The 19,076-nt window shown below is 63.0% G+C and carries 13 protein-coding genes; 1 reads left to right on the forward strand and 12 read right to left on the reverse strand.

Features of this window, described 5'->3' with window-relative positions:
- The 10 genes from NKH50_RS18545 to bglB all read right to left on the reverse strand — a co-directional run bounded on the left by NKH50_RS18545 (position 1) and on the right by bglB (position 16,156).
- Positions 1-642: a response regulator transcription factor gene (locus NKH50_RS18545; RefSeq protein WP_352505175.1), complete on the reverse strand. Its 642-nt coding sequence runs from the start codon at positions 640-642 to the stop codon at positions 1-3.
- Entirely contained in the window at positions 639-3,503 is a 2,865-nt protein-coding gene (locus NKH50_RS18550) for a sensor histidine kinase (RefSeq protein ID WP_502899796.1), read from the reverse strand. The genes NKH50_RS18545 and NKH50_RS18550 overlap by 4 nt, the downstream gene beginning before the upstream one ends.
- A gap of 366 nt (positions 3,504-3,869) precedes the next feature.
- Complete coding sequence (locus tag NKH50_RS18555; protein ID WP_352737039.1) at positions 3,870-6,998, reverse strand: PAS domain-containing protein; 3,129 nt, start codon at positions 6,996-6,998, stop codon at positions 3,870-3,872.
- A gap of 191 nt (positions 6,999-7,189) precedes the next feature.
- A complete protein-coding gene (locus NKH50_RS18560; RefSeq protein WP_352880328.1) occupies positions 7,190-8,278 on the reverse strand; it encodes an ABC transporter ATP-binding protein in 1,089 nt (362 codons plus the stop codon).
- A 7-nt stretch (positions 8,279-8,285) separates the two neighbouring features.
- Positions 8,286-9,338, reverse strand: coding sequence for a carbohydrate ABC transporter permease (locus tag NKH50_RS18565; RefSeq protein ID WP_352777248.1), 1,053 nt, complete (start codon positions 9,336-9,338; stop codon positions 8,286-8,288).
- Positions 9,335-10,357, reverse strand: a complete 1,023-nt coding sequence (locus NKH50_RS18570) for a carbohydrate ABC transporter permease (protein ID WP_502896023.1) — start codon at positions 10,355-10,357, stop codon at positions 9,335-9,337. Before NKH50_RS18570 ends, NKH50_RS18565 begins: the two co-directional genes overlap by 4 nt.
- A complete protein-coding gene (locus NKH50_RS18575; RefSeq protein ID WP_352476707.1) occupies positions 10,354-11,622 on the reverse strand; it encodes an ABC transporter substrate-binding protein in 1,269 nt (422 codons plus the stop codon). The genes NKH50_RS18570 and NKH50_RS18575 overlap by 4 nt, the downstream gene beginning before the upstream one ends.
- A gap of 87 nt (positions 11,623-11,709) precedes the next feature.
- A complete protein-coding gene (locus NKH50_RS18580; protein ID WP_352880330.1) occupies positions 11,710-14,229 on the reverse strand; it encodes a hypothetical protein in 2,520 nt (839 codons plus the stop codon).
- Positions 14,226-15,059, reverse strand: a complete 834-nt coding sequence (gene kduI, locus NKH50_RS18585; protein ID WP_352880332.1) for a 5-dehydro-4-deoxy-D-glucuronate isomerase — start codon at positions 15,057-15,059, stop codon at positions 14,226-14,228. Before kduI ends, NKH50_RS18580 begins: the two co-directional genes overlap by 4 nt.
- On the reverse strand, positions 15,056-16,156 hold the full coding sequence (gene bglB, locus NKH50_RS18590; protein ID WP_352880334.1) for a beta-galactosidase BglB: 1,101 nt from the start codon (positions 16,154-16,156) through the stop codon (positions 15,056-15,058). The genes kduI and bglB overlap by 4 nt, the downstream gene beginning before the upstream one ends.
- A gap of 99 nt (positions 16,157-16,255) precedes the next feature.
- On the opposite strand from bglB, the gene NKH50_RS18595 reads away from it, so the two are divergent.
- Positions 16,256-17,335, forward strand: a complete 1,080-nt coding sequence (locus tag NKH50_RS18595) for a LacI family DNA-binding transcriptional regulator (protein WP_502906880.1) — start codon at positions 16,256-16,258, stop codon at positions 17,333-17,335.
- Here NKH50_RS18595 and NKH50_RS18600 read toward each other — a convergent pair.
- Together NKH50_RS18600 and NKH50_RS18605 are read right to left on the reverse strand one after the other, a co-directional pair.
- Positions 17,320-17,790 (reverse strand): flavin reductase family protein, encoded by a 471-nt coding sequence (locus tag NKH50_RS18600; RefSeq protein ID WP_352880336.1) that lies wholly within the window; start codon positions 17,788-17,790, stop codon positions 17,320-17,322. The genes NKH50_RS18595 and NKH50_RS18600 overlap by 16 nt on opposite strands.
- Positions 17,791-17,801: 11 nt before the next feature.
- Positions 17,802-18,959, reverse strand: coding sequence for an LLM class flavin-dependent oxidoreductase (locus tag NKH50_RS18605; RefSeq protein ID WP_352880338.1), 1,158 nt, complete (start codon positions 18,957-18,959; stop codon positions 17,802-17,804).
- Positions 18,960-19,076: the final 117 nt, after the last annotated feature.

Raw genomic sequence — 19,076 nt, forward strand, 5'->3', positions numbered from 1 at the left:
TCAGCTCCCCCCTGCCCGGCGCGAGTGCGTGATCGGTATTCCCAATCGCTCGGCGATGCGCACTAGGTCGGCGAGCGACGCCGCGATCATCTTCTGCATGACGTTCCTTCTATGAATTTCCAGCGTAACTTCGCTGATCCCTAGTTCAGCGGCGGCCTGCTTGTTGAGCAGGCCGCTGACCACCAGCGGCAGCACCTCACGTTCGCGCGGCGTCAGCTCAAGATAACGTTGCTTCAACACGCCCAGCTCGGCGCGCTCCGATCGCTGTACCCGATCCTGGGCAATCGCCGCATGGATTGCGGCCATGAGGTCTGCATCGCTGAAGGGCTTGGTCAGGAAATCCACGGCGCCGTGCTTGATCGCACGCACCGAGGACGGGATATCGCCATGTCCTGTCAGGAAAACGATCGGCGGATGATCGCCCTCGGCAATCTGTCGCTGCAGATCGAGGCCGTTAATATCCGGCAACTCGATATCGAGGATGAGGCAGGCAGGGACGTCCGGCTTGTCAGCGCGGATATAATCGCCCGCCGATCCGAACGCTGTGGCACGCAGGCCATGTGCGGCCAGCAGTTCACTAAGCGCCTCCCGGATGCGTTCATCGTCATCTACGATAAAGACAATTTGGCCGTCCGTCGTCATGACGCCGCTTCCATTTCAACCGGCAACGTGAAGATAAACGTCGCTCCACGTGGTTCGTTCTTCTCGACCCATAGACGCCCGCTGTGCGACTCGATGATCGAACGGCAGATCGCCAGTCCCATGCCCATCCCTTGCTCTTTCGTGGTAAAGAACGGTTCGAATATCCGGTCGGGAAACTCGACGCCCCGGCCGCGATCTCTGACTTCGGCCTGGACAACATCCCCGATATGGCGCACGCGGATGCTGATAACTCCGTCATCCGCACCAGAGTCCATCGCCTCGATGCCGTTGCGAATGAGATTGACCAGAACCTGCTGGATCTGGACGCGATCGAGCGCGACTAGCGGAACGTCGCTTTCGACATCAACGCTGATGCGAACGCCCCGCCGCATCGCTTCCTCGGTCACGAGGTCGCGTGCCTCTGCGATGACACTGCTGAGCGCGGCATTGGTCCTCGTCTCGGTGGATTGCTTGAACAGCGCGCGGATGCGGCCGACGACGTCCGCCGCCGAATTGGCGTCCCGGATAATGCGCTCGGCCGTAATCTTCGCGCGTTCGACGTTCGGCGGGACGGCGCCCAGCCAACGGTGGCATGCATGGGAATTGGCGACGATCGCGGCCAGCGGCTGATTCACCTCGTGCGCGATCGAAGCGGAAAGCTCGGCGAGACTTGCAGCCTGAGTGGCTTGCGCGAGTTTGTCGGAGGCTTGTCGCAGCGCTTCCCGCGCGCGCACCTCTTCGTCGATGTCGAGGGAAACCCCGTACCATTGCACAACCGCCCCGTCTTCATCACGCCGCGGCTCGACCCTGCACTCCGCCCAGCGATAGCCGTCTGTTTCGCGCCAACGAAACCGCATCGCGGAACCGCCGCCTGTTTCGAAACAAGTCAGCAACGTGCGCAGCACCTCGGGAGCATCTTCGGGATGAACCAGTTCTTGCAGCAATTCCTCGATGCGCGGCTCTCCGAGTGTTTCGACATTGGCGATGACGGCGCGGAAATGGTCTTGGTATCGCTTGTTGAAGTAGACCGGCCCGCCGGTCGGCACCGCGCTCCAAATGCGGACCGGCACAGCGTCGATCATCTGCTGAAGCTGCAATTCGCTCCGCCGCAGCGCCTCTTCGGCTTGCATCTGATCGTCTATGTCGTGACAGAGGCCGTACCACTGCACGATCAGGCCAGCGTGATCGCGCATCGGCTCTGCCCGGCTCGACATCCAGTGATAGACGCCATCGGCGCGGCGCAGGCGATACCTCATGGAGAAGCGCTCGCCGGTAGCAAGGCAGTGACTGAGCGTGTCGCCGAATGCTGCTGCGTCGTCCGGATGGACGGTGGCCGCTATCATCGCCGCCAGCCGGCCGATGCCCTGTTTGTCCAAATCCGTTACGTCAAGGCCGAGAAAGTCGACCATTCGCTTGTTGAAAAAGGTCGGCTCGCCGTCCGGCGTCAGGCGCCAAACGTGGCTCGGAACCATGTCGACAAGCTGCGAGAGCTCCCGCTCCCGGTCGCGCAATGCCTCCTGCGCGCGCACCTCATCGTCGATGTCGATGCTGGCCGTGTACCATTGGACGATCGCTCCACTCTGGTTCCGCAGCGGCTCGGCGCGGCCCTCCCTCCAGCGGTAGACACCGTCAGCGCGACGCAGGCGATACCGTATGGGATAGGGTTCGCCGGTGGCGAGTGAGCGGCTGAGCCATTCTCTCATCCTGGGTCCATCGTCGGGATGGACGGCTGCCGCGACTACGGTCGCCAGGCGGCTCGTGCCCGGCTTGTCCCAGCCCGCGATGTCGTTGAGGCCGATATAGTCTGTCGTGCGCTTGCTGAAGAAGGTTGGTTCGCCGTTGGGCGCCATGCGGGCAATGTGAGCGGGGATCATTTCGACCAGCAACGAGAGTTCTCGCTCCCGCTCCCGCAAGGTCTCCACACTTTGGCGCAAAGTGAGCACCGCCGCCTGATGCTGCCTGGAAATGGCGGCCACGACGAGCGCCGAAAATGCAGAGATGCCCAGAAAAAGCTGCAGCATGATCTGGTTGTGCTTCTGGGACTCGGGATCGCCGGCAAATTGGCTGGCGCCGGATATCGTGAATACTGCCGTGATCAGAGCGAGAACGGTCAATGCTACGGCGGCGCCTCGGAACTCAAAGCGCACCGCGGCCCAAAGAAGAGGCGGCATGATGATGTAGGCGAACGGCAGATAGCCGCTCAAGGAAAGGGCGGCGATCCCAAGAAAGATCAGCCCTAGGACGCAAGCTTCCATCCACCGCGCTGCCGAGAGCTGCGCCTTGCCGCGCCAGTTCTGGAACACGACCAGCGCCAGTGGCGCTACGATCAGGACTCCTGTCGCGTCTCCGATCCACCACAGCGGCCAAGCCGTCGCAAAGCTTTGCGATTGTATGCCAAACCACGCAAGCGCCGCACTTCCGACCGTGGCGCTTGCAACCGGCGCAACTCCAGCGGCCAGTACGACGAATGCGAGGACGTCCCGCAACGTTTCCAGCCGAACTGGGCGCTTGCAGGTCTGGTTCACAAGCCATGCGCCGGTCACCGCTTCAAGAGCGTTGCCGGCAAAGATCAGGAAGGCCGCGGGCAGCGGAGTGTGGAACCACAAGAAGTTGCTGAACAGTTCTGCCACACAGGCCCCCAGCACCCACCACGGCCAGCTATACCTGGAGGCGAAGACAAGCGTAGCGATGAAAAGCCCGCTCGGAGGCCAAATGGAAATCCCTGTTCCAGGTATGATTGCGAGCGACTGGGCGAAGCCGCAGCCCAGGACATAGGCCGTAATAAAAAGCCCCAGATGCAAGAATTGAGGACGGTGCGACCAGACGCGCGACAACCTGCCTCTTTCAAGATCGCTGATCATGTTGCCGCGAATCAGGCCCGGTTCATTCGTCGCGAAAGGTCGGCCACTTCCCGGTCCGGATCGGTCCAACTCATGCGTTAACGCGAGCGTTGCGTTGGAATCGGTCTCGCCAAGTGAGTTGGGCGCTATCGTCATCGGGTGCCCCTGACGGACAAACAAAATCTGGAGATTGTCGGCGCTTCGTGTAGCACTTGTTCTTGATAGCTGGACTGGGCTGACGGACTCACGTCGCCACCCTAATCCCGCCACGCCCCAACCGCACCTCATGGAAATCCATGCATTGCACGGGGCGGCGGCGCCCCTTCACCGAGAGCCGAAAAACCAAGCGCTTACTGAGCGCCGCCGGTGGCCGAGGTGTCGCCCGACTTATTGCGCAGCTTTCGCTTCAACCGGGAGAGTGAAGATGAATGTCGCCCCACGCGGCACGCTATTTTCCACCCAAAGGCGTCCGCCGTGAGACTCAATGATCGAACGGGAGATCGCGAGCCCCATGCCCATCCCGTTCCCTTTCGTTGTAAAGAACGGCTCGAATATCTTGTTAGGACGTTCGATACCCGGGCCTCGGTCGCTGACCTCGGTCTGGATCGTGTCCTCTATCCGGTGCACGCGCATCCCAAGAACCTTGTCGCCCGCGGTGGTGTCCATCGCCTCCATGCCGTTGCGAATGAGGTTGACCAGGACCTGCTGGATCTGGACGCGATCGAACGCAACCAGCGGAAGGTTGCTTTCGACGTCGATGTCCATGCGAACGCGACGCCGCATGGCTTCCTCGGCCATAAGGTCACGGGCTTCCGCAACGACGCTGGGGATCGGCGTACTGGTTCTCATTTCAAGCGAAGGTCTGAACAAGGCACGGATGCGGCTGACGACATCCGCCGCCGAATTGGCGTCGCGGATGATGCGCTCGGCCGTGATCTTCGCGCGCTCGACGTTCGGGGGCTCGGCGGACAGCCAACGGTGGCATGCGTTCGAGTTGGCGACGATGGCGGCCAGCGGCTGGTTCACCTCATGAGCGATGGATGCGGAGAGTTCGGCAAGGCTCGCCGCCTGACTCGCACGCGCAAGTCTCTCTTGTGCCAGTCGAAGCTCCTCTTGTGTCCGCACCTCATTTTCGATGTCGAGGCAGATAACGTTCCATTGCACTATGGCGCCTTCGGCATTGCGCATCGGCGCGGCACGCGTCTCGACCCAGCGATATTCACCATCGAAGCGCCGCAGACGGTGCCGTCGCGCATACGGCTCGCCTGTGGACAGACAATGGGCATATCTTTCTTTGACGCCTGTCAGGTCGTCGGGATGAACACCGGCGTCGAGTGTGCCAGCCAGCCGCGACTTTCCCGCTTCGTCCAATTCCTCAAGATTGTATCCGAGGAATTCGCGGAGCTGCTGGCTGCGGTATATCGGTTCGCCATCTGGCGCGGCGCAATCGATCATTGCCGGCAGCGTTTCAACGAGCTGCCAGAGAGCGCGTTCCCTCTCGCGCAGCGCCGCTTCGACGCGCAGCTGATCGTCGATGTCGTGCGTAAGACCGTACCACTGGACAATGCGTCCGCCGTGATCCCGCAGCGGCTCGGCGCGGCCCTCCATCCAACGATAAACGCCATCGGCACGGCGTAGGCGATACCTCATGAAGAAGCGCTCGCCGGTGGCAAAGCAGCTGTCGAGTGCTTCCTTCAGGCTGGCTGCATCGTCGGGATGGACGACGGTGGCAATGAAGGCCGCCAGCAGGCTCATGTCCGGTTTTTCCGCGTCCGCTATGTCCAGGCCGAGAAAATCTATCAGGCGCTTGTTGAAGAAGGTCGGCTCACCGTTGGGAGACAGCCGCCAGAGGTAGCTCGGAACCATGTTGACGAGTTGCGAGAGCTCTCGTTCCCGGTCGTGCAACGCCGCTTGCGTGGTCACCAGGTCATGGATGTCGACGCTCACACCGTACCATTGGAGAATGCTGCCATCTTCGTCGCGCAGCGGCTCGGCGCGAGTCTCGGTCCAGCGATAGCCGCCGTCGGCCCGCCGTTGGCGATATCTCTGAACGTAAGGCACGCCCGTTGCGAATGAATGGCGGATCGCCTGCCGTGCGGTGTCGATATCGTCTGGGTGGATGACGCTCAGCGACGGCGAGCCGTCCGGGGCCGTGATGTCATGGAGCGTGGCCCCGGTTACATCGGTGAACCGCTTGTTGACGTAGGATGGCGTCCCTTCCGGTGTCGTACTCCAGATCAAAGCGGGCACGGTGTCGATAAGCTGCTGAAGGCGCCGCTCACTTTTGCGCAACGCCGCCTGCGCGCGCACCTCATCGTCGATGTCGAGAGAAACCCCGTACCACTGCACGACCGTTCCGTCGTCATCGCGCCGCGGCTCGACCCTGCACTCAGCCCAGCGATAGGTGCCGTCTTTTTCGCGCCAGCGAAACCGCATCGCGGAGCCGCCGCCAGTTTCGAAACAACTCAGCAACGTGCGCTGCACCTCGGGAGCATCTTCGGGATGAATCACCTCGTACAGCAACGTTTCGATTCCCGGCTCGCCGAGCGCGTCAAAGTTGGCGATAACGGAGCGGAAATGGTCCTGGTATCGCTTGTTGAAGTAGACCGGCCCGCCGGTCGGCATCACGCTCCAGATACGGACCGGCACGGCGTCGATCATGTGCCGAAGTTGTTGCTCGCTCTGCCGCAACGCCGCTTCGGCGTGCATCTGATCGTCTATATCGTGACAGAGGCCATACCACTGGACGATGCGGCCGGCGTCATCGCGCATCGGCTCCGCCCGGCTCGACATCCAGCGATAGACGCCATCGGCACGGCGCAGGCGATAGCGCATGGCGAAGCTCGCACCGGTAGCGAAGCAACCGCGGAGTGCATCGCCGAATGCTGCCGCGTCGTCCGGATGAACGGCGGCCTGTATCATCGCCGCCAGCCGGCTCATGCCCGGTCGGTCCAGATCCGCTACGTCGAGGCCAAGAAAGTCAACCATGCGCCCATTGAAGAAGATCGGCTCGCCGTCGGGATCGAGCCGCCAGATGTGACTCGGGACCATATCCACGAGCTGCGAGAGTTCCCCCTCCCGGTCGCGCAATGCTGACTCGGCCCGCTTCTGATCCTCAATGTCTATTGTCGTGCCGTACCATTGAATGATGCGCCCCTGGCTATCGCGAAAAGGTCGTCCTGAGCTTCGAAACCAGCGATAGACGCCATCGGCGCGCCGCAGACGATGCTCGGTATCATAGGGATCGCCGGTTTCGAGGCAATGCCGCCATCTGGCGGCTACAGGATCATAATCGTCGGGATGGACAGCTCGACGCCAGCCGAACTCATCGTCGTCTTCGGAAGTGTTGAGATCCTCATGCGTGTTGCCGAGGAACGCCAGGGTGTTTGGGCTGACATAGGTGAATCTTCCGGCGGCATCGGCTGCCCACGCGTGGCCGGGCATGCTCTCGATGATTTGCAGCGCAAGCGTTGCTTCGGGGTCGATTTCGCCAAGTGAGTTGGACGCTGGTGTCATTGGCTTCTCCTGTCGGACAAAAAAGCCTGGGGACCGTCAGCGCTTGATATAGCACTTGTTTTCAATATCTGGACAGGCGAACTCACCGCCTAAATCTAGTTCCGCCATGCCTCGGCTGCATCTCATGGAAATCCATGTATTGCGCGGAGATATCGCCACTACGAGGCCCCTAACGATGGCCTCGCGTGAGGCTAACGCTGTGGAACGCGCAGCCCGGCGGCATCGAAGAGATGCATGCGCTCCGGCGGCAGAGCGAGGTTGATCGGCGGCCCTTGCGTTTCAACGCCCTGCTGCTTGAGAACGGCGATCAGTTTGCTGTCGCCGGCAATGGTGGCGTGGACAACGGTTTCCGGTCCCAACGCCTCGGCCAGCATTACACGCGCTTCCACCGATCCCTTGCTGCCATTCGAAAGTTGGATGTCGTGTGGCCGGATGCCAAGCGTCGCGTCGTCTCCCGGTTTCAGCGCGACCCCATCGGCCGCGATCGAGGCTGAGAGCCCGCCTGGACCTTCGACACGCACCTCGGCGCCGCTTGCCGAACGCACCTTCACCGGCAGCAGGTTCATCCGCGGCGCGCCGATGAAGCCGGCGACGAACAGGTTGGCCGGCGCGTTGTAGAGATCGAGCGGCCGGCCAACCTGTTCGATCCGCCCCGAGCGCATGACCACGATGCGGTCCGCCAGCGTCATCGCCTCGATCTGGTCATGGGTGACGTAGATCATCGTGGTTGCCAGCCGCCGGTGTAGGCTCGCCAGTTCAGCGCGCATGGTGATACGCAGTTCGGCATCGAGGTTGGACAGCGGTTCATCGAGTAGAAAGGCGGTCGGATTGCGCACCACCGCACGGCCGATTGCCACGCGCTGCTTCTGGCCGCCCGACAGTTGACCGGGCCGGCGGTCTAGATAGGGAGCAATTTCCAGCATGCGCGTCGCTTCCGTGATCCGCGCGTCGATCTCGGCTTTGGGCATACGGATGTTTTCGAGGCCAAAGGCGAGGTTCTGGCGCACGCTCATGTGCGGGTAGAGCGCGTAAGACTGAAACACCATTGCCAGACCGCGCTGCGCGGCCGAAACGTTGGTGACGTCGACCCCGTCGATCTCGATCTTGCCGTCGGTCGGTCGATCGAGCCCGGCAATCAGCCGCAGCAGCGTGGACTTGCCGCAACCCGACGGGCCGACGAGGACCAGCATCTCGCCGTCACCGACGTCGAGGTTGATGCCGTGCAAGATCTTCATCTTGCCGTAAGCGCGATCGATGTTGGTCAGCGTTATCCGTCCCATGACATCCTCACTTCAGCCCGGTGCCGGCAATGCCGGAAGTGATGTAACGCTGCAGGAAGACGAAGACGAGGACGACGGGGATCATCGTCACCACGGTCATCGCCAGGATGTAGTGCCACTGCACGTTTAGCTGGCCGGCATAGGTATTGAGGCCGACCTGGAGTGTGTAGAGTTCCTTGCGCGACAGCACCACCAGCGGCCACAGAAAGTCGTTCCAGCGCCAGACGACCGAGAAGATCGCCAGCACGGCGAGCGCCGGTGCTGCAAGCGGCAATACGATGCGCCAGTAAATCTGCCATTCGGAAGCATTGTCCATGCGAGCCGCATCGAGCAGCTCGTCGGGGATGGTCAGCATGTATTGGCGCAGCAGGAAGACGCCGGTTGGCGTCGCCACGGTCGGCAAGATCACGCCCCACAGCGAATCGAGCAGCCCAACGGCGCCCACCACCGAATAGAGCGGCACCAGGATGACCGACAGCGGCACCATCAGCGTACCGACGATAACAAGCATCGTCAGATCGCGACCGCGGAACTTGTATTTCGACAAGGCGAATGCGGCCATCGAATTGGTGAGCAGCGTGATCAGCGTCGCCATTGCCGTCACAAAAATCGAATTGCGCAGATAGCGCAGGAAGTCGAAATGGACGAAGGGCTCGGTGTAGTTCTCCGTCGCGAAGCCGATTTCGCGCACCGGCTGCCGGTCGGCGATGTTGATCTTGACGACATCCTTCGGCGCCTGCGGGTCCACCATCTGCGCCATGATGCCGATGCGCCGCACCTCGGCCAGCACCTTGCTCGAACCATCCGGCAGCTTCACCCTGTAGAGGGCCAGCGGCTTGTCGTAGCCTTCGACCGTCGCCTGTTGGCTGACATAAGGCATTATGGTCGGGGGGAACTCGGCGAGCTGTGCCGGCGTCTTGAATGACGAACCCACCAGCCAGACGGCCGGGCCGAACATGATGACAACACCGCCGAGCAGCCACAGCCAGCTCACGATATCCGTCCAGTGCCAGCCGCGACCGCCGCGCCGGCGGGTCAGGAATGTCACGACCCGGCTCATTCGCGGGCTCCTTTCCGCTCACCCCGGCGTCCGACCTGCAGCTGAACCAAGGTGAGCACGACCAGCACCAACCCCATCAGGATCGAAGCCGCCGAAGCCAGCCCCGGATTGCGCAACAGGGAGGCGAAGCCGATCTCATAGATGTACTGCGTGATATAGAGGGTCGAGGTTCCCGGCCCTCCACCCGTCAGCACATAGACTTCGTCGAAGATCTGCACGGCGCGGATCAGCGTCAGTACGATGACGACAAGCAGATTCGGCATCAGCAGCGGCAGCGTGATGCGCCAGAACACCCGCGCCGGCTTCGTGCCGTCCATCTCGGCCGCTTCGTAAAGGTCGCGCGGGATCGCCTGCAATCCGGCAAGCAGGATGAGCGTGTAAAAGCCCATATGTGCCCAGACCGAAACGCTGACGGCGGCGGTGAAGGCCCAGAAACGGTCCGTCAGCCAGTTGTGCGGCTCGCCGCCCAGATCATGGACGATCAGGTTGAGCAGGCCCTGGCGCTGCAGGATCCAACGCCAGATCAGGCCGGTGACGACGGGCGACAGCAGCACCGGAAAGAAGAACACCGCGCGCCAGAAGCTGCGCCCGACGATCTCGCGGTTGAGGATCAACGCTGTCGCCATCGACACGGCCGTCATCAGCGCCACCTGCACGACGACGAACAGGCCCGTATTGTGCACGGCCTTCCAGAAGAGATCCTCGTGGCAAGTGGCAGTGTCCAGGTAGTTGCCGCAATCGAGCAGGCGGCGGTATTGCTCGAGCCCCACATAGGTTCGGTCCTGCAGGAAGTAGGCCGTTCCCGACGTGGCCGAATAGAAGAAGTTGATGATCATCGGCACCAGGACGAAAATGCCGAAGATCGCCATGTTTGGCGCGAGGAAGAACGCGGCCATGCCACCGGTGCCCGTCGCGCGCTGCCAGAACTTCAGCGGCACGTTGACGATCGATGCCAGCCAGACGACCGGCGCCGCGAGCGCGGCGCCAGTCCATGCCTTCAGTGTCGCGGCGGCGGTCACTTCGCCTCGGCAACCTTGTCGGCGATATCCTGGTCGATTCTGCCCCAGGCATCGTCGAGGCTGAGTTCGCCGGCCATCACTTGGCTGACGCGCGTCACCAGCGCGGCGAAGTAAGCGTTGGCCCACTTCCACGGCGGCAGCGCATCGGCCGCCGGCAGGGTTTCACCCGCCGCCTTGACGAACTTGTCGAGCGCCGGACCGACGTTCTTGTCGGCCGAGACCCATTTCAGCCCGCCCTTGTCTACGACGCCCTTGTGCGCGGGCAGAAACAGCGTGCGCTCGCTGAATTCTTTCACCACGTCTTCACGGGCCAGATAATCCATGACCTTGGCGACGTCCTTGGGATTCTTGGTGTATTTGATGGCGACCAGCGCCGCGCCGCCCTTCACGCCCGAACATCCTGCGGTACCGCAGGGCGAGCCGGTTGCCACCCAGTCGAAACTATCGCCGATCTTGGTCGACAGATTGGCGACCTGCCAGCTGCCCGAATAGTAGAATGGGATCTGGGCGTTGATGAAGTCGTCGGCGGCCGCGCGATAGGTCGAGCCTGCCGCCGACACCCAGGTATCCTTCAGCATCAGGCCCTTGGCGGTCCAGTCGACGAGCTTGCCGACGAACGCCTTGGTGCCGTCGTCCACTTTCGCCGGCATGCCATCGGGGCCAATATAGTTCGCTCCGAAGGAGACATTCGGACCCGAAATGCGGTGACCGGAACGGTCGATGGCGAAGGCAGCCGGAAGTTGCTGGCTCTTCGCCACCTCGGCGGCGGCGGCGATCCAGTCGTCCCAGGTCGCCTTGTCACCGGGCAGCGGCACGCCGGCCTGTTCGAACAGCGTCTTGTTGGCGAAGCCGCCGGTGAGCGTGAGCTGGGTCATGAAACCCGGGATGGCGTTGGAGCCATCGGGGCGCATCCAGTCCAGCGTGTCAGCGAAATTGGCCTCCCAATATTTCGGATCGGCCACCAGTGGCCTGAGATCGAGCCAGTGCTGGGCAAGCTCCTTGATGTTCGTGACGCGGGCGATGTCCGGCCCCTGGCCGGCTTCGAGCTGGATGGGCAGCTGCTCCTGGATCACCTTGTAGGCGACGTTGTCGAGCGTGACGTGGATGTCGGGATTGTCCTTCATGAAGCGGTTCAGAATGTCCTGGATGACATCGCCTTCGACACCGTCCGAATACCACATGATGCGCACGTCGCCGGCAAACGCGCTGGTCGATGCGAGCAGACTGACCGATAGCGCGGCCAGCAAAGTGCGGGTCTTATTCATGCTTCGTCTCCTCCTTTACCAGGGCGGCGCCCCGATGGTTCAAGCCGCCACGCCCTCTCCTCTTGAGCGTCGCAGCCGATTTCCTCCCTACTCTCTGTGCTTCATGCGCATCGCCTCGCCGCGCACGGTCCAGTTGGTCGGATCGAGTGTACGTCCCTCAGCCACAATCCTTGCGTCGGCGAGGAAATGCACCGTGCCGTACTCCGGGTCGTCGACGATCAATTCGCCGTCGGGACCCGACCGCACCGACAGGCCGGCAAAGGCGCCCGCCCAGGCGTCGAGCGCCGGCAGATTGGCATTCCGATCACCGAGGCGGACGATCCATGTCGTGCTGCGTCCCGCCGCCCGCAACTCGTTGTCGGCGGTCGGGCCGGCCACGACCTGCGTGAGCGCAACATCCGTCTTCAGCATAACGAAGGCGTCGCCAGATTGCGCGAACGCCCGATCGCCACCCACTTGCACGGCATCGAAGGCACTTGCCGGGAACCACGCGTGTGTAAAGTCGGGCTGTTCATCCGAGCAGGAGAAGCTGACTATGGCCAGGTCGCGGTATTGGTGAAGCCTGGGCAAAGTGCCTGAGCCGCCCCAATATGATGGTCTGCCATATCCCGACTGCAGCACTTCGCCGGGGTGGTTGATCCAGATCTGCGCATCCGGATTCTTGCCCAGCCGGGCGTGAATGACGGTTTCCTGATAGCCCCATTGGTTCCAGCGGTAGCCAGCGGCGCTGCCCATCGCGTGGTTGCGCGTCTTGTAGTGGTAGAGCCGCGCGAAGCGGTCTTGTCCCTGCGCGAAAGTCCATTCCCACGCCGTATCGTCGGTGAGGGAAGCAATTGCAGCCAACCCATCCGGAACGCTCAAATCGTGATCCCGCAGACAGAGTGCCAGCTGCGGCAGCGCGTGAAAGCGCATGCCGTAATTGCCCTTGCCCCAAAGCATGCGGCAGATGCCGGACAATTCCAGGGAACGCGCGGCGCGCAGCGTGTGCTCATAGGAGCGGCCCTGCGCCCCGGTGAGGATGCCGCGGTGCGCCGAGCGCGCGACGATTTCAAGCAGGCGTATGATTGCCTTGCCGGCACGTTCGGCGATGTCCTTGTCCGGGGCCAGCGCGTAGAGCGCGCACAGGCCCTTGAGGTCGATCGGGAAATAAGGCGCCGAGTTGAACTCGGCCATCTCCCATGCCTCGAAATGGTCGAGCCAGGCGCGTACACGCGCGGCTCCAGCCGCGGACTGTTCGCGGCCAAGGCGGCCCGACCGCACGAACCGCACATCAGGCAACAGGCCCCCAGCAATATAGGCGGCGGTGTGGAAGAGCAGCGCGTGGTTCTCGGAGAAGTACCACTGTACATCATTGCCGGGCTCGTCCATCCAGTAGCGATAGCCGAGGATGGCGTTGTCGACGCGCGCACGCAGGCTCGCTTCCAGCCGATCGCCATAGGCCATGCGGCACCACAGCAGCGGCACCAGGATGAAGTCGGCGCAATCGTGACAATCCTCGATCGCCGGCAGCGTGCCGGCGATCATGGCGTCGGTCTCGGCGCCCTGCTGTCCGATCGCCAGGCGCGCCAGCGCGCGCACGGTGTCGGCCTCGGCGTGACCTGCGACCTCGCGCAGGGCTTCATCTATACGCGCGGTAAGCGTTTCCGGCGCATCGCCCTGACGGCGCGCGTGGCATATCTCGACGCCGAAAACACGCGATACGGCATGGTCGGCGACCTTCAGCGTCACCTTGAAATGACGAAAGTCGGCCGGCAGCTGCTCGGTATCGGCGATCGGCAGCCGCGCCTTGCCCGCCGGCAGATCGAAGGCGAAGCGCACCGGCGCCTCGATCGACATGAAATCGCCCTCGATCTCGACCTCGACTTGCGCGTCGCGCGGCAGGGCCACGCCGGTGACCAGAGCCACCTCGCCGCCGTCATAGGCGGGACGCTCGAAATGCATGTCGTCGAGGGCTGCTTCCATCGCATCGGCAACGCCGCTCTCGACTTCGATCGGCAGTGCCACCGAAGCAGCGGGACCGGATAGATAGTCGAGCTGGAAATAGTAGCGGGCGTCGCGCTCGGCGAGATCGTCGAACCACACGCGAATGTCGTTACGGCCGGCCTTCAGCGCGATCTTGAAATGCTCGGCAATTTCAAGATTGCGGCCGTAGGGCGCCATCCAGCCGGCTTCCCCACCGTTGGCAAAGAGTATGGCGCCGCCGCATGTGCGCAGCCGCACCAGCGCCTCGCCAGTCGAGGCCGCCTCGATAGTGGTCTCGGCCCAGGTTCCAAGCACCGTCGGCCGAAACCAGAAGCCCGACAGGTCGATGCGCGGTGAGGCGAAGGGCAGCCAGGTGCGCTCGGCGCCGAATTCGGCGCTGACCTGTGGTCGCTTGCCGCGTCGTTCCGCTGCGAACTGCGTGCGGCACGGATATTCATGCGGAATAAAATTCTTGTGCTTGGTCAGAAAGAAGAAGGGATCCATCTCGCCTTGCATGGGCTGGTCGGCCACGTCGTAGCGCTGCTCGGCGATGGACCCGAGCCGCCAATAGACGATAGGCTGCCCGGCCGTGAGCGGCCGGCGCAGCGTAAAGTCCGTCCGAACGCCTTGCGCGGCCTCGCTCATCGCAAATCCTTCACGGCAACTGGATCGACATCGGTATAGGCCTGGTTCTCGCCGGTCATGCCCCAGACGAAAGCATAGGGGCCGGTGCCGGCACCCATATGGATAGACCAGGCGGGCGACAGGACGACGTCGCCCTCAGCGACCATCAGGTGGCGCGTCTCGTCAGGCCGGCCCATCAGATGGACCACACGGTCGGTCTCGGCGAGGTCGAAGTAGCAATAAGCTTCCATGCGCCTCTCATGCAGATGCGGCGGCATGGTGTTCCACACACTGCCCGGCGCGAGGTCGGTGATCCCCATCAGCAAGAGGCAGGACGGGGCCACTTCGGGATGGATGTACATACGCAACGTACGCCTGTTCGCACGGGCCTCATCGCCGAGCACAAGCGGCTTGGCTTCGCTGCTGACGATAAGCCGATGCGCAATATCGACGCCGGCTGGCACCGAGTTCATGTAGAAGCGTGCCGGCCTCTCCGGATCGTCGCTCTCCAGCGTCACCTCACGCGCTCCGCGTCCGACATAGACGATGTCGCGGCTAGCCACGTGAAAGCGCCGGCCGTCCACCGCGACCGCGCCATCGCCGCCGAGATTGGCGATGCCCATCTCGCGCGCGTCAAAGAAGAGCGGGGTGCCGACTTCGGCCCCGTTGCCGAATGCCAGCGGGTTGGCCAGCGGCACCGCGCCACCGACGATCATGCGGTCGACATGGGTGTAGACGAATTCGATCGCGCCGGGCCGGAACAAGCCGTCGACGAGGAACTCGGCCCTCAGCCGGTCCGTGTCCATGCCGGCAATATCGGCCGGCGACGCGCCATAGAGCGTCCGCATCATGCCGCCTCCACCTTCGACTGCAGATGCCGCGCCCCTTCGGTCAGGCACAGAATGGCCAGCGCCTGCCCGTAGCCCGTCGGATGGATGGGTATATCGCGATAGAACTGCAGGTCGGCGCCCATGCGTGTGCCATAGGACACGTTCGCAACCACACCTTTGTCATCGATGTTCGCCACCACGGCTTCCAAGGCACGGAGCCCGGCGGCACGGCACTCTGTCGAGCCGATTCCAAGCCGCGCGGCTTTCATCAAGCCGTAGCCGAAGCCGGCCGTGGCAGAAATCTCCTCGTAAGACGTCGGGTCGTCGAGCAGAGTGTGCCAGGCGCCCGAACTCGCCTGCACCTCGAGCAGGGCGTTGATCTGCGTCTCCAGCACGCCGAGCAGATAGGCCCGAACCGAAGGCGCAACTTCGGCGAACTCCACCAGTTCCAGGATACCGACGGTAATCCAGGCATTGCCTCTCGCCCAAAGCGCGCGGGCGAAATTGTGCCGGCCCGCGAACGTCCAGCCGTGGAACCACAGCCCTGATGCCGGATCGGCAAGATAACGGGCGTGAACCAGGAATTGCCGTTCCGCTTCCTCGACGAAGCGGCGCTGGCCGGCAGCCTGGCCGTAGGATGCGAGGAACAGCGCCACCATGAACAGCGTGTCGTCCCACAATTCGTCGTCGTTGACCCGGTCCGAAACATCATGCTGGAAACCGCCTTCGGGCGTCCGCGGCAAGGCGATGACTACCTGCTCGGCCCATTCGCGCAGCACCGGCTCGAAGCGCGGCTGGCGCCGGCGTCGCCACAATTCGCTTAGCGCCAGCAGAGGCGCGGTGGTGTTGACGTTCATCGCCGGGAGACCGGCAGCGATGCGTCGATCGTACCACGCCTCGACCGTCTGCAGCAGCCGATCGTCGCCGGTCTGCGCCCACAGCCGAACCAGCCCGTAGAGCCCGACGCCTTGCGGCCATTCCCAGCTGTCGAAGCTGACATAGTCGCCCGGCGTGCCGTCGAGATTCGGCTCATGGAAGCGCCCGTCATGACGCAAGCCGGTCATGCCCGCCACGAGGCTGGCAAGCGCGGAATTCAGGCGTTCGGCCGATAGCGGCATCACTCCTCCCGTTTCTCCCGCTTCATCAGAACTGTTTCACAGCCATTTTTCTTGCGCAATCTGAAAATTTTTTGCATTAATCGGATGACTTTGCTGGAGATGACGGAGCGGATGAACATCCAGGGCAAGCGCGGCCGCCCCAGCCGCCGCATTCGACTTGAGGAGATCGCGGCGCGTTGCGGCGTGTCGGTCAGCACCGCCTCCCGTGCGCTGAGCGGCGTCGGCGGCGTGAGGGATGAGCTTCGCACCAGGATCATCGAAATAGCGAAGTCGATGAACTACGCCATTCCCGCCTCGGTTGCCGGCCGCAAGGTCATCCTGGCCGCAAGCAGCGTGGCAATGGTGGACAGTGCCCGCAATCAGTTCACCTATCATGTCCTTGACGGGCTCAACGAGCGCGCCCGGTTGCTGGGCGTCGAACTGGTGACCCGGCCGGTTTCGGCGCCCGAGGACGAAATCGCGCTGCTGCGTGAATCCGAGCGCGACGACAGTGTCGCCGGTTGCCTGTTTCTGACGCTGGACGATGACGATGTGCTGACGCTGACAGCCGGCTTCGCCAAGCCGATCGTGCTCGTCAACGGCGACGATCCCTCGATGCGCCATTCGAGCGTGACGCCCTGCAATCGCTCTGCCGCCATGCTTGCCGCGCAGCATCTGATCGGCCTTGGCCACCGCCGCATCCTGTTCCTGATGCGGCGTGGCCGGCGCACAATCGAGCGACGCTATGAAGGTTGGCGCGACGCGCTGATCACGGCCGGCATTGCCGGCTTCGAGGACTTCGTGGTCGAGGTGCAGGACTGGCTGCCGGAACTTGCGAGCAGAGCCGTGACCGAGCGCATCGCGGCCCGCGGCCTCGATTTCACCGCCGTGCTGACGGCCGGCGACAGCCTGGCGTTTGGTGCCATCGCCGGCGTCCAGGAGGCCGGATATTCGGTGCCTGGCGATGTGTCCGTGGTCGGTATGGACGACTTGCCGCTCGCTGCCTTCTGCAACCCGCCGCTGACGGCGATGCACATTCCCATGCGCGAGATCGGATCGGCAGCACTTAGCCTGCTGCTCGACGATATGGCCCATTCGGGGTCGCCGCCGCGCCGCGTCGAGCTTGCCTGCAATCTCGTGGTGCGCCAGTCGACGGCACCAGCCCGGAGCGGCGCCGGCGGTCATCAACTGGTCTCTTGAGCGCGCGACTTGCCGCCAGCAAAGAGCAGCGGCAAACCCTCTTGCGTCTCCAGTTCAAGGACACGTCCAAGCAGGATCATATGGTCGCCAGCCGGGAAACGGTCGGCGACGCTGCATTCGAACCGCGCCAGCGCGCGCGGCAGCAATGGCACGCCGTGCTCGCTCCACGACAGGTCAAGATCGGCAAAGTCCGTCCCCGACTTCGAAAAACGCCAGCACAGATCGATTTGATCTTCCGCCAGCACGTGAATGGCGTAGTGCGCGGAATTGGCGAAGGCTTCGAACCGGCGCGAGTGGCGGCCGATTGACCAGAGCACCAGCGGCGGGTCGAGCGACACGGATGAGAAGCTGTTGGCAGTGATTGCGACCGGGCCGTCGGCCGTGCCGGTGGTGACGACCGTGACGCCGGTGGCGAAACGCCCGAAGGCATTGCGCAAAAGGCGTCGATCGCACACGACATGCTCCATCAGCGGCGCTCCCCCGTTCCCAGTGGTGTCGCAGGGATCCGTTCCGGCACCCGGCCATAGGCGTGCGGGAGCGAGCATGTCTTGAGCTGGGGCAGCACCTTGGTGCCGAAATGGCGCGCCTCGTCGAGATGCGGGTAGCCGGAAAAGATGAAGGCGCGGATCCCCATCTTCATATACGCCTCGATTTCCGACAGAACCTGATCGGTCGAGCCCACCAGCGCCGAGCCGCAACCAGAGCGCGCCCGCCCGACGCCCGTCCACAGATGCGGCTCGACATAGCCCTCGGCATCGGCGATCTGGCGGTTCCTGGCCTGGTGCGATACGCCGAGCGATCGGGCGTCGAGCGCGCGCTCGCGGATCGCCCTGCCCTGCTCGTCATCCAGCTTCGAAACCAGCTCCCGGGCATATTCCTTTGCCTCGGCCTCGGTGTCGCGCACGATCATGTGGACGCGCAGGCCGTAGTCGAGCGTCCGCCCATGGTGCTCGGCGCGTTCGTGGACGGCTTTCATGCGGCCGGCAAGTTCCACCCTGGTTTCCGGCCACATCAGGTAGACGTCGCACTGTTCGGCGCAAAGCTCGAGCGCGTCGGGCGAATAACCGCCGAAATAGAGCAGCGGACCGCCATTTTGCTGATAGGGCTTCGCCGGTGCCGTCGAGAGCCCCTTGAAACGATAGACCTCGCCCTCGAAATCGATGTTATCTCTGGTCCAGGCCTGGCGCAGTATCTGCACCACCTCGCGCGAACGCTGATAGCGGTAGGCGCTGTCGGCTGTCTCGCCCGGAAAGTCCGACGAAATGATGTTTACCGTCAGCCGGCCTTCCAGCATGTGATCCAGCGTCGCAATCGTGCGCGCCAGCATGATTGGCTGCATCTCGCCGCAACGTACAGCGGCAAGCAGATTGATCTTCGAGGTGATCGGCGCACAGCCGGCAACGAAGCTCAGCGTGTCCTGCCCGACCTGATAGGACGACGGACACAAGATGTTGCGGAAACCGAGTTCCTCGGACGTCTTCACGATCTCGGAGCAATGCGCCCAGCTTGAGCGCAGCGCGCCGTCCGGAACGCCGAGATATCGATAGTCGTCCGAGCAGAGTGCGGCGAACCACGAGACTTCGGCAGCTTCGAGATCCGGCGAGGTGATTGGGACGATGCTCATTGCTACTCTTCAGAAAAGACGTCCGGGCCACTCTTCAATGACCTCAGGAGCTGCGAATGGGGCTTGCGTAGCATTCGTTTTTGTGTAGATCAATACTGTATCAATTTTGGAGCCAAA

It is taken from the genome of Mesorhizobium sp. M1027 (genome assembly GCF_040318745.1).
GTDB lineage: Bacteria > Pseudomonadota > Alphaproteobacteria > Rhizobiales > Rhizobiaceae > Mesorhizobium.

What these genes read in the sequence shown, in the direction of transcription:
- NKH50_RS18545 (WP_352505175.1), bottom strand. Translation starts at nt 642, where the DNA reads ATGACGACGGACGGCCAAATTGTCTTTATCGTAGATGACGATGAACGC.
- NKH50_RS18550 (WP_502899796.1), bottom strand. Translation starts at nt 3,503, where the DNA reads ATGATCAGCGATCTTGAAAGAGGCAGGTTGTCGCGCGTCTGGTCGCAC.
- NKH50_RS18555 (WP_352737039.1), bottom strand. Translation starts at nt 6,998, where the DNA reads ATGACACCAGCGTCCAACTCACTTGGCGAAATCGACCCCGAAGCAACG.
- NKH50_RS18560 (WP_352880328.1), bottom strand. Translation starts at nt 8,278, where the DNA reads ATGGGACGGATAACGCTGACCAACATCGATCGCGCTTACGGCAAGATG.
- NKH50_RS18565 (WP_352777248.1), bottom strand. Translation starts at nt 9,338, where the DNA reads ATGAGCCGGGTCGTGACATTCCTGACCCGCCGGCGCGGCGGTCGCGGC.
- NKH50_RS18575 (WP_352476707.1), bottom strand. Translation starts at nt 11,622, where the DNA reads ATGAATAAGACCCGCACTTTGCTGGCCGCGCTATCGGTCAGTCTGCTC.
- NKH50_RS18580 (WP_352880330.1), bottom strand. Translation starts at nt 14,229, where the DNA reads ATGAGCGAGGCCGCGCAAGGCGTTCGGACGGACTTTACGCTGCGCCGG.
- kduI (WP_352880332.1), bottom strand. Translation starts at nt 15,059, where the DNA reads ATGATGCGGACGCTCTATGGCGCGTCGCCGGCCGATATTGCCGGCATG.
- bglB (WP_352880334.1), bottom strand. Translation starts at nt 16,156, where the DNA reads ATGCCGCTATCGGCCGAACGCCTGAATTCCGCGCTTGCCAGCCTCGTG.
- NKH50_RS18595 (WP_502906880.1), top strand. Translation starts at nt 16,256, where the DNA reads ATGACGGAGCGGATGAACATCCAGGGCAAGCGCGGCCGCCCCAGCCGC.
- NKH50_RS18605 (WP_352880338.1), bottom strand. Translation starts at nt 18,959, where the DNA reads ATGAGCATCGTCCCAATCACCTCGCCGGATCTCGAAGCTGCCGAAGTC.